General features: G+C 32.8%; 9 protein-coding genes. 2 read left to right on the forward strand and 7 right to left on the reverse strand.

Annotation, left to right across the window (positions count from 1 at the left end; translation table 11 throughout):
• Nucleotides 1-11: 11 nt before the first annotated feature.
• Nucleotides 12-896, reverse strand: a complete 885-nt coding sequence (locus tag Q0L65_RS03485) for a helix-hairpin-helix domain-containing protein (RefSeq protein WP_296683488.1) — start codon at nt 894-896, stop codon at nt 12-14.
• A gap of 199 nt (nt 897-1,095) precedes the next feature.
• Here Q0L65_RS03485 and Q0L65_RS03490 point away from each other — a divergent pair, with 199 nt between their 5' ends.
• On the forward strand, nt 1,096-2,568 hold the full coding sequence (locus tag Q0L65_RS03490; protein WP_296683490.1) for an amino acid permease: 1,473 nt from the start codon (nt 1,096-1,098) through the stop codon (nt 2,566-2,568).
• A gap of 56 nt (nt 2,569-2,624) precedes the next feature.
• Here Q0L65_RS03490 and Q0L65_RS03495 read toward each other — a convergent pair whose 3' ends face one another.
• The 5 genes from Q0L65_RS03495 to Q0L65_RS03515 all read right to left on the reverse strand — a co-directional run bounded on the left by Q0L65_RS03495 (nt 2,625) and on the right by Q0L65_RS03515 (nt 10,867).
• On the reverse strand, nt 2,625-2,864 hold the full coding sequence (locus Q0L65_RS03495) for a PspC domain-containing protein (protein ID WP_296683492.1): 240 nt from the start codon (nt 2,862-2,864) through the stop codon (nt 2,625-2,627).
• 22 nt (nt 2,865-2,886) lie between these two features.
• Nucleotides 2,887-4,158: a DUF2851 family protein gene (locus tag Q0L65_RS03500; RefSeq protein ID WP_296683496.1), complete on the reverse strand. Its 1,272-nt coding sequence runs from the start codon at nt 4,156-4,158 to the stop codon at nt 2,887-2,889.
• Nucleotides 4,159-4,239: 81 nt separating this feature from the next.
• Nucleotides 4,240-6,198 (reverse strand): putative porin, encoded by a 1,959-nt coding sequence (locus Q0L65_RS03505; protein WP_296683499.1) that lies wholly within the window; start codon nt 6,196-6,198, stop codon nt 4,240-4,242.
• Nucleotides 6,199-6,310: 112 nt separating this feature from the next.
• Nucleotides 6,311-7,741, reverse strand: a complete 1,431-nt coding sequence (locus Q0L65_RS03510) for a RagB/SusD family nutrient uptake outer membrane protein (RefSeq protein WP_296683501.1) — start codon at nt 7,739-7,741, stop codon at nt 6,311-6,313.
• A gap of 15 nt (nt 7,742-7,756) precedes the next feature.
• Nucleotides 7,757-10,867, reverse strand: a complete 3,111-nt coding sequence (locus Q0L65_RS03515) for a TonB-dependent receptor (RefSeq protein WP_296683504.1) — start codon at nt 10,865-10,867, stop codon at nt 7,757-7,759.
• Between the two features lie 205 nt (nt 10,868-11,072).
• Between Q0L65_RS03515 and Q0L65_RS03520 the strand changes: the two genes are divergently transcribed.
• Nucleotides 11,073-11,672: a ribonuclease HII gene (locus tag Q0L65_RS03520; protein ID WP_296683507.1), complete on the forward strand. Its 600-nt coding sequence runs from the start codon at nt 11,073-11,075 to the stop codon at nt 11,670-11,672.
• A gap of 48 nt (nt 11,673-11,720) precedes the next feature.
• Here the strand turns inward: Q0L65_RS03520 and lipB are convergent.
• A partial coding sequence (gene lipB / locus Q0L65_RS03525) for a lipoyl(octanoyl) transferase LipB (RefSeq protein ID WP_296683510.1) occupies nt 11,721-12,214 on the reverse strand: 494 nt, incomplete at its 5' end.

Raw genomic sequence — 12,214 nt, forward strand, 5'->3', positions numbered from 1 at the left:
TATGGTTCTGATTAAAAGTCCAAATATAAACCAATTATTTTTGCTTTATCAACAGGAAAATTTTTAATTTTTATTAAATCATCAACAGAATTGATAGTACCATTCATACTCCGATAAATTATTATTTGTTTTGCTACTGTATATTTGAAATAAGGAAATTGTGCTAGTTCTTTTATCGAGGCATTATTAACATCTACTTTTTTTATTCCGGTCATCGATTTTACTTTAAACTGTTTATTCAAGTTAACCAATACTTCAGGCGATAACCCCCAGACTTCATTGAGTTGCTCCATAGCAACAAAGCCACCTAAACTTTCTTTATAACTTAATATCCGCTGAGCTATTACTTCTCCGACACCATACACCTTAACTAACTCTTCCGAAGTAGCAATATTGATATCAATAACTATCATTTTTTCTTTTTTAGCAAAAGTTGGATAATTTGAATTTGGAAATGTTTTCCAGGTTGTTTTTTGTTTTACCCAATCAGGAAATTTAAAATAAGGAGCAATCACACCTAATAAAGAATCGGAAACTTGGGTGACCTTTTGAAATTCTGCAGCTGAATTAACAAACTTGTTTTGTTTTCGAAAAGACAGTAACCTATCAATTTCTACCACAGTCATTCCTAATTTATAACCTTTATAATCTGAAATAAAATTAGGGTTAAAAGGATATAATTTAGACCCTTTTATCGACATAGTCGATTTTAAAGAGTCTATTTCTGTTTGCACTGCAAGCCATTTCTCTTTTTCAGGATTTTCTTTGATTGGCAAACTGAAATCAACACAAAAATAAATTGTTTGTAAGACAACAATCAAAACAAGTAAAACTAAAAGACCGGATCGTTGTGATTTAGAAAAATTAAAATAAGTGGAGAACCTTTTGAAATTCATAGATTGGGATTGTTTTAAATTGGGGTTATTAAAAATAAGAAAAAAAATGAATTAAAAAGAAAAATATAGACGAATTTCCTGAATTAAACAATCAAGTTCAATTTATAATTCACTTTTTATAACTTTAAAAGCACTTATTGTTTTTATTTTTTACAAAAAACAATACATTTGGAACTTAATAACAATAAACATCATAAATATGTCAATTTGGAAAAGAAAACCATTAGCACAACTTTTGGCAGAAGCCGCTGATTCTGAGAAAGGATTAAAAAGAACGCTAACCGCATGGTCATTAATTGCTCTAGGAATCGGAGCTATTATTGGAGCTGGACTGTTTGTTAGAACAGCTACCGCAGCTGCTCAAAGTGCAGGACCTTCAGTAACAATTGCTTTTATTGTTGCCGCTATAGGATGTGCTTTAGCTGGACTTTGTTATGCAGAACTATCCTCCTCAATTCCAATTTCAGGAAGTGCGTATACCTATACTTATGCTACAATGGGCGAGTTCTTAGCTTGGATTATCGGTTGGGACTTAATTTTAGAATATGCCGTTGGTGCTGCTACGGTTGGGATTGCTTGGAGTGAATATTTAAATAATCTACTTGTCAATGTTTTCCACGTAAGCCCTATTCCTTATGAATTTTCACATTCTCCTTTTCAAACCTCAGCAGAAGGTGTAAATGGAATTATCAACTTACCTGCTTTATTTATAGTAGGAATCATTAGTTTGTTATTAATCAAAGGAATTCAAGAATCTGCTTTTGTTAACGGAATAATAGTAATTGTTAAGGTAGCGATTGTAATTATGATTATTGTAATTGGATGGAATTTTATTAATCCGGACAACCATGTGCCGTATATCCCTGAAAGTTCAATTTTTACTGATGAACACGGAATAGACCACAGCTATGGAGGGATTATGGGGATTTTAGGAGCAGCAGGGACCGTTTTCTTTGCTTTCATCGGATTTGACGCAGTAAGTACAGCTGCTCAAGAAACTAAAAATCCTAAGAAAGCGATGCCTATTGGAATATTAGGATCATTAGCCGTTTGTACCTTACTTTATATTCTTTTTGCTCACGTTTTAACAGGAGTAGCAACAGTTGAAGATTTTAGAACAGGTGGTAAAGAGGCTTCAGTTGCCTTTGCTATTAATAAATATATGATTGGATACGAATGGTTAGGCCAATTAGTAACCGTGGCTATTTTAGCAGGATTTTCATCTGTAATTCTAGTAATGTTATTAGGTCAATCTCGCGTATTTTACGCCATGGGTAAAGATGGTTTACTACCAAAATCATTCAGTGATTTGCATTCAAAATACAAAACTCCTTACAAAGCAAATATTGCTATTTTAATTATTGTAGGTGCATTTGCTGCATTTGTTCCTGGAGATATTGTAGGTGACATGACCAGTATTGGTACTTTATTTGCCTTCGTATTGGTTTGTATCTCTGTAATTATACTTAGAGTTAAAGAACCTAATATGGTACGTGAATTCAAGACACCATTTGTTCCTTTAGTTCCTTTATTAGGAGTAGGAGTCTGTATTGCAATGATGTACGGTTTAGGATGGACAAACTGGTTACGTTTGTTCGCTTGGATGGCGTTAGGAGTAATTTTTTACTTTTCATACGGAAAAAAACATAGCGTTTTAAACAATGAGAAATAAAACTAAATACAACAACGAAAAAGGAGCTATTCAGCTCCTTTTTTTATATCCTAAATCTACAAATCAAAAACCGAACTGCGTTTGGCTCGAATTAAATCTTTCAAACGAATCCAAAACGCTAATATCAAATAGACCGCAAACCACAAACCTACCGTCACAAAGGACAAATAGATAAAAAACAATCGCACACTACTCGCGCGCATTCCCAAAGCATCTGCTAAGCGGGAAGAAACGTGAAACCCGTGTTTTTCTAGAAAAAATTTTAGTCGGTTCAAAGCAATTTTATTTAAATTCAAAATTACACAAATTTCAACTAATTTATTTATTCTTGATTAATTCTATTCCAATAGCACAAGACAAGCATTTACTTTTATCGCAATATTCATTTTTTAACTGTAACAAAGACTGTGTTTCAAATGCATTATTAGATTTAATTCCAAAAGACCTGAATTTATCTATAACAGTATTCCGCTCTGGAGCCATTTCTTGTACTAATTGAACCAAATCTTCACTGTTTTCTCTTCCTTGGCTTTGCGCATAGGCGAATTGAATAGGCAAAATCGTATTTATGATTAGTAAATCGACAAATGATTTTGACAACAATTTTCTCTTCTTTGGACTCTCTTTGTCGAATTGATAATGATTCAACCAATAAGGAGTTGTAGATACTTCGCAAAGTTTATAAATTGCTTCAACAGAATTTGATGCTATGATTTTGGAAAATAAATTGTGCTGGTTGTGGTATAAAGCGGCCAATTGAGCCAGACGAATCGTCGGAAAATTATCCGGCCGGTGTTTAAAGAATTGTACTGGAGCAATTATAGGTTTAGTCAATTGGTGTTTTTGAAGCAAATAATTATACCTGAATTTTAAATCTTTAAAATAGCAATCTTCCTTATCAAAGTCTAACAAACCCGCATTTCCAAATAGTAACGCTTCAATATTTTCTAATTCCGAACACTCTTTACGGATTACAGAAAATGGTATTGCATTAACTATTTTAAGAAATTGTTCTCCATTGGTATTCAAACCGAAATTTTTAGCCAATAAACTAAATAATACTGCCTCCCAATCTGAATTAGTTTGAATGAGTAAGTCTAAAATGGGCTTTGATTTCCTCTCTAAACGTTCGAAAAACAAACGCTCTTGCCAATTTCTTAAAAGGAATTCGTCTAAATCAGACAATTGATTTTCACAAAAAAGCCACGATTTAGCAGACCGTAACGATTGGTAATTAAAAAGCGTTTCTGAAGCAACATAATTTTTAAGTTCTAGAACAGGAATAACCGAATTATCACTTCTAAAAATTTCAGTATTATGTTCCCAAACCACATGAAGAATCACATTTTCGTAAGCGCTATCTTTTTCATGATGATGCACATACCAATCGGACGATTTTAAATGTATTTCTACATTTCCTGCCCATTTTTGATTCCCAATTATAATTTGAGCATTAAAAAAGTCTGGGCCAGCTTGTTCTAAATACTGTCCAACATGAATAATAGTAATTATTTCGCCTGCGGTAGTTTTGAGCGCGCGCGTATTGAAATTTTTAAATTTCCAGAGGTAGTGTAAAAAATCTTCTTTCATTCAGGGGGCTATTAAATGAGAAACTAAAATACTAAAAAAGAATCATTTATTTCAGTTCCAAGCCCTAAAGAAATTTAATTTTTATTCAAAGAAATTCCACACTAAACCAAAACGAATGGTTAAATCACGATACGGGTTATTGGGAGATGCATAAAAATTATTACCCGACAAAGACGAATTAAAATGTTCCGCTTTAAAGTAGATTCGGGTTCTTTGAATCTTAGCATTTATAAAAAAATCAAGGATGGGAAAGTTGCCAATTTGTTTTTCTCTTTGCACAAAAAACTCACCGATTACTGGGTTATACTCATTTGCATAATATTTTGTAAAATAATTAAAGACCACACCAGTTTGTAGATACAATGCTTTTTTGAAAAAATAATCCGTAAAATAAATCGTATTCCTTGTCACTAATTCGGGTACATTTAATACCGCTTGATTTTGCTCTGCTTTTTGATATAAAAAAGTATTATCCAAAGCAAATTTTCCAAACTGAAACTCCTTACTCATCTTCAAAGAAAGATAATTAATGGTTCCTGCATATTGAGAAGGAGTCACTATTTGTGTTTCAGCTAATTTTTGAGCTGCAGTAGCAACATCATCAAAAAACAAATGATCTTTTAAGACTGAGAATTGAAATGACGCATTTACCCATGGTGTAATAGTACTAGCCGACAACGAATTGATTTTTTCGTTATTAAAATTATTAGACCAGTTATAAGCTACGTAACTACTTTGGTACAAATTGAAGTTGTTATTGGGTAATTTATTGATGTTTTGATACTGAAATGTAAATTGATTTTTGTCGTCTAAATCGAATTGCATTTTAGCATCTAAATTAGACAAAGACTGATTTGTAAAGGATCTACAATACAAAAACGTGCCATTCCATTTGTTTTTTCGGTATTCGTATTGCCCCCCTGCACTATTTATTTTTTGTGCCAATGCATTCGAAACTGTTCTATTATCAAAAATTAAAATTTGATTGTAATAATAATTCGATCTAAAATCATCCACAAAAAATTGAAATTTTCCTAAAGAAGTATTTTCATAGGATAAGCCTAACTTGTTATACATCCTATTATAATGCGTTTGATCATTAATTTCGCTCGTTTTAAACGAATCACCAAAACGATACACCACTTTGCCACTTGAGACTGAAGGCACTGTGGCTTGGTTGTATTCAAAGAATTTATTTTCGTAATTGAATTGGTGGTTGATATATAAATTATTTACTCCTTGTTTATTATTTACCCTAAAACCGTGATTAAGAAAAAATCTTTTTCCTTTTAAAAATGATTTTGCATCGGTTAGATAGACTTCTAATCGTTGCCTGTTTTTATAATCTGGATTCTCGCTTTCAAAATCATCAATTGTAGTAATCCCACCATTTTCTTTATTCAAAATATCTTGTTGAGTAAAATGAAAATTAGCCCAATACCTCTGATTTTTTGTAGTATAACTAGTTGTAAAACGAAAATTTCCTGTACTTACTAATTGATTAATATATTTCCCCTCCGAACGTAAACCTCTATAGGCAATAGAAAAATTAAGATTTGGAGAAGTATTCAAACTAAAATAAGAATCTACCGATTGTCCCTTTAATTGGGTAGTTTTAAAATACAACTCAGTAACTGGAGTCGCTACAGAAGCATACCGAATTTGATTGGCTTCTAAATAATTGAAATGCTTTGCCTTAAACCCGAATTCAGGATACGGAGAAAATTCCGTCAAACTGTATTGAAGTGTATTATACGTTTGCCCATCATTAGGAAATGGTAACAACCCAAAATTATCTTTTCTTAAATAATTATGGCTGTATTCTTTTTGGATCGTCAAGGACGTATCGATGTAAGTAGTATCCCTTTCTAAAGTGACGATTCGATATAGATCAATTGTAGCCACCTTTTTAGGTTTCTTATTTTTAGTTGTATCGGAAACACTTTGATATTTGGTATTGAAATCGAGTTCCTTTGATTTGTTCTGTGAAAACAAAAAAGAAGAAAAAAGTAGTAATAAAATAACACAATATAGTCTCATGAATCAACACATTTAAATTTTCAATACGAATTACAAAGGTAATTGATATAGGGTAATAAAAAAACCGAGCTTAAAATTTAAGCTCGGTTTTAATAAATATCTAATTCAGCTATTATCTATTAGCGTTTACCGAATCATCAATTAAGTCATTTGCATCAATTTCTGCTTGAGGAATTTTTAAGAAAAATTTCTTATCATCAGCAGTTAAATTTGCAGCAGATCCAATACGGTGATTTCCAGTTCTCGTAATACCTCTTCTTAATCTTTTAGCATCAAACCATTCTACACCAATTTCAGCATAAAGTTCTTTACGTCTTTCTAATAAGATTTCTTCTAGCAAAGCAGAACCTGTATTATTAGATTTAACAGCTGATGCATCTCTATTCTTCTGTAATGTATATAGTAAATCAAGGGCTGCGACATCATTACCTTGACGTTGTTTTGCTTCTGCTTCGATTAAAATCATTTCAGGAGTTCTAATAATTGGATGATCGGCATCAAAAGTAAATTTAAATTTTCTTGTCCACCAACAACGATAATCAGTAGTCGGGTAACTAGTACTATTTTTTCTTGAAAACAATGAACGAACATCAGTTGCAGAAAATTTATTTACAAAGTCATTATTAATATAAGTAGCGTAATAAGCTGCAGCAGAATGATCTGTCCCCGCATGTGGAAACCCATAATAATAATTGGTTTGGTCAGATGTCTGAGCACTTCCCCAAAGCCATTCAATATTAGTATAATCGTTAAAACCTAAGCTATATGAAGCTGGACTTAATACAGCTGTAGGATTTCCTCCGTAAGCAGCTTTCGCAGCAGCCTCAGCTCCTGACCAATTACCCATTACTTGATATACTTGTGCCAAGATTCCGTTAGCTACATTCTTATTAATATATGATTTTCCTAAGCGATTAGCAGTCAAACCATCTACTGCTTTGGTTAAATCACTTACAATTAAAGCATACATATCTTTAACTGTAGACATACCATTACCCGTTAAAGACAAACTTGTATAAATTGGCGGAGCAGGATAATTAATATCAAAAGAATACGTTGGTGCAAACTCCATCACTAATTGATGATAGAAAAAACCTCTAAGCGCATACCCGTAACCCATCAATTCTTTTTTATCAGCAGCGGAAAGAGTACTAGATTCCACACCATTAATCAATGTATTTGCCTGGTTAATCATGTAATAACAATAATTCCAAGTAAATGAAGTTCTACGGTAAGTAGGTTCACGATTATCATTTGAGTAATCAAATGAAAACCAAGTAGTTGTATTAATTAAATCATTCCCTTTTACTGAACGAGCATAAAAAATAGAATTCAGACCAGCAGCATCAGTAGCAGTATACTGTCCTCTGAAACGTCTCATAATTCCTGAAATGAATGCTTCAACTCCTTTTCTTGAAGAGAAAACTACAGCCTCGGTAACACCGTCAGTTGGTTTTGGTTCCTCAAGAAATTCTTGACTACAACCCAATAGCATAATAAATGCTACTAGGCTAACTAAAAATTTTGAAAATATATTTTTCATACTATTTATATTTAATTAGAATTCTAAATTAATACCGAAAGAAACAACTCTTTGATTGTAAGATCTACTATTTGTAGAACCTCCTAAATCTTGCTCTGGATCAATTCCTTTATGAGATTGAATTGTAAACAAATTATCTGCTTGCAAATACAATCTTAATTTAGAGATAAGGGCATTTTCTAATGCTTCTTTTGTGAAATTATATCCAAAATTTAATGCTTTCAATCTAATATAATCATTTTTAAACAAGAAACGTGTAGATTGAGAATTAAAGTCATTATTAGAAGTTAACAACAATGGAACATTAGTAATATCTCCTGCTTTTTGCCAACGGGACTGTAAATCCTGATGTGCCGCTCTACCTGGTGATTTAAATCCTTCCATCAAACTTGCATAAGTACTATCATAAACATAGGCTCCATAACTAAAATTAAATAAAATATTCATATCAATATTTTTATATTTAAAGTAGTTTGTTAAACCTCCAACAACGTCTGGCAAAGAGGATTTACCTACATAATATCTTGTAGCTTCTGAATATACTTTAGTAGTAACTCTTTCACCTGTAGGTTTTCCACTTGAATCTTTTACATCTTTATACCACATTCCATAACCAGTTGCAGGATCTACACCAGCCCAGTCTTGGATAAAGAATTCATACAAAGATCTACCTACTTCCCATTTTTTATTTCCGTTTGTAAAATCTTTTTGAGTTAATTCTGTGATCTGATTTTTATCCATTGAGAAATTCAAACCTGTATTCCAAATAAAGTTATCTGTAACTATATTTTTTGTATTTAAAGCAAATTCCCAACCATAATTCTTAATCGACCCAACATTGGTAGTAATTGATGAATTTCCAGTAGAAGCAGGTAATGGTTTAGCGTAAATCAAATCAACTGATTCTTTATTATAGTAATCAACTGTTCCAGAAATTCTATCATTAAACAAGCCGAATTCTAAACCAATATTTCCTGAAGCTGTTTTTTCCCAAAAAATATTGGGATCAACTGCTCCACCAAGAACTACACCAGTATTTGTTAACTCATTCCATCCAGTTGAAAATAATTGCATGTAAGGAAAATAAGAAGACAGTCTATTATTTCCTAATTCTCCATAAGATGCTTTCAATTTCAATTGATTGATTACTTTGTTATTAACCAAAAATTTCTCCTGAGAAATAATCCATGACCCTCCTACAGAATAGAAATCACCCCATCTAACATTACTATTAAAACGTGAAGAACCATCTTTACGGTAAGATCCTTCTAAAAAGTATTTTTCTTTGAAGTTGTAGCTCAATCTTCCCAAATAACTTGATATTCTTTCTGCAGTAGTTGATCCAGAAACATCTGAAGGAGTAGTACTTCCATCCAATACATTAACTCCAGGTAAAAATCCCTCTCCTTGGGCACCCAAAGCATCTATTTCAAATTTATATGCCTCTTGAATTACATCAGCACTGAAATTATGATTCCCAATAGATTTTTTATAATTTAAAGTATTGATTACGTTAGTAGAAGTTGTTATATCTCTATTTTGAGAAACACGTCCTGCTACACTAGCTGCATACCCAACTTCATTGTGAGCATAAGAATAAGAATCATAAAGATACTTGTCGTAAGCTAAATTAGTTTTAAAAGTCAGATCCTCTGCTAATGTAAATTGCATGTACGCATTTGCAGTAAAATTATCTCTTCTATTTCTTATTTTATAATTATACAAAGAACCGTAAGCATTCTCATTCCCTAATTGTGGACGAACGGCATTTATTGTACCAGAATTCGCACCATAATCAAAAATATTTTTGCCATTACCATCAACAATTAAATCTCCCGCAGCATCTCTACGGTACACAGGATAAATAGAAGGAATTGTGTATATCCACTGAATAGCACTTTGATAACTACTACCACTTTGAGTTGGATAATTTTGAGAAGAAGTTGAATAAAATGCTGAAATTCCAGTATTAAACCAATTATTCACTTTAGAATCAATGCTTAATCGAGTAGTCACACGCTCAAAATTTGATGTAACAACATTACCTTCTTGACCTAAATAACTTGTATTGAAACTATATGAAGTGTTATCACTTCCACCATTTAATCCAAGCGTATGCTCTTTTCTGAGAGCTGAATTATTTAACATCAAATCAGCCCAGTTAGTATCCCATTTTTTTTGAGTTGATACCAAATTACCCGAAGCATCTACAGGATTAGCTGAATAATATGGATTATAACCTAAATTAGCTATTAAAGTATTCGATGCATTTAAACCAGCAGTAGCAGCAGTCTGTGCACTAACATATTGATTTGCATTTCGCAAACCTTCCCAGGAATATTTCATGTAAGTATCTGAATCCACAAGTTTGTGTAATGGAACAGCGTTACCTGAAAAACCAATTGAAGTACTGAAATTAACTTTTGCGGCCGAACTTAATTTACCTCTTTTTGTAGTAATTAATATGACTCCATTAGAACCTCTAGAGCCGTACAATGCAGTAGAAGATGCATCTTTCAACACACTCATGGATTGAATTTGATCCGAACTAATCGAGTTTAAATTTCCACTAAACGGCGCACCATCTAAAATAATTAAAGGTTCAGATGAAGCATTAATAGAACCGATACCTCGAATACGAATAGTTGGATTATCGCCAGGTTGTCCTCCAGCAGCAATAATATTAACCCCAGCAACACTTCCTTGAAGCGCGGTTAATACGCTTGTTGCTTGTTGTTTTTCCAATACTTCTTTTCCAATTGTCACAACTGATCCAACAATAGACTTAGCTTTTTGTTTACCATAAGCGACAACAACTACTTCGTCAAGTGATCTACCAATTTGCAATTTAAAATTAACCGTATTAGACGCTCCCACTTTAGCAGACATATCCTGCATCCCCACAAAAGAAACTACTAAAACATCTCCTACCTTAGCTTTGATGGCATATTTCCCATCAAAATCCGTTTGAACACCATTTTTTGTTCCTTTAACAATTACGTTAGCTCCAGGAACAGGGCCCGTTCCATCTGAAACAACCCCAGAAACTGTTTTCTCTTGAGCAAAAGAAAACTGCATAGACAACGCTAATAATAGCGTATAAATCCACTTGAATTTTAATCTCATAGTAAAATTAATTTTGAATTAGTTAGAGCAAAAATCATAATAATTTCTTAATAAACAAACATTTAATTAAATAATTGTTAATTTAACATCTGTTGAAGGGTAAATAAATTGAATTGCTACTAAATCTTAGATTAATTTTATTATCTCTATTTTTTTGGATTGTGATTTTATAGTATTAATTTTATTCGCTATCAAATTTACAACAATGCTCGCATTAAATTTTTCTGATTTTTTACTTGAAACTGGCACTGACGAAGCCGGTCGAGGCTGTCTTGCAGGACCTGTAACTGCAGCTGCCGTCATTTTACCTATCGATTTTGAAAATAAAATCCTCAACGACAGTAAACAATTGTCTGAAAAAGTACGAGAAAAGTTAAAACCAATCATAGAAGAACAAGCGATCTCATTTGCTGTAACACATTTGGAGCCATTAGTCATTGACGAAATCAATATTCTAAATGCTTCCATTAAAGCCATGCAAGAAAGTATTTTGAAACTCAATCCAAAACCCGAATATATTATTGTAGATGGCAATCGGTTTAAACCTGTTTTAGACATTCCACACAGTTGTATTGTAAAAGGAGATGCTAAATTTATGAGTATTGCCGCAGCCTCTGTTTTGGCAAAAACGTACCGAGATGAGTATATGAATCGGATTCATGAAGAATTCCCGATGTACAACTGGAAACAAAACAAGGGCTACCCAACACAAGAACACCGAGAAGCCATCAGAAAATATGGAGTAACCAAATACCACCGTATGAGTTTTAGATTATTGCCAGAGCAATTAAAGCTAGAAATTTAAGTCTTTAGACTTCTTAGATCATTAGATTTCAAGAAGAATCTAAGGATTCTAAAAATCTAATGGTCTAATGATCGAACATTCAAACAATTCACTAAAATGATGTAGAATTTTAGCTTTCACTTCTTCTTCATCTACTTTTTCAACCCCTAATTCTACATTCAAAGAAGTAACCGCTTTGCCACGAATGCCACATGGGATGATGTTGTCAAAATAACCCAAGTCGGCATTGACATTTAAAGCAAAACCGTGCATGGTAACCCAACGAGAAGCACGAACCCCCATGGCACAAATTTTTCGCGCAAAAGGGGTACCAACGCCCAACCAAACGCCTGTTTCTCCTTCACTTCTACCACAACTCAAACCGTATTCGGCTAAAGTTAATATGATAGCTTCTTCTAAAAGACGTAAATATTTATGAATGTCAGTAAAGAAATTTTCCAAATCCAAGATAGGATATCCTACAATTTGACCAGGACCGTGATAGGTAATATCTCCCCCTCGATTGATTTTGTAGAAAGTAGCGCCTTTGGCTTCCAATTGTT

Origin of the sequence: Flavobacterium sp. (genome assembly GCF_024642105.1) — a bacterium.
Lineage (GTDB): Bacteria > Bacteroidota > Bacteroidia > Flavobacteriales > Flavobacteriaceae > Flavobacterium.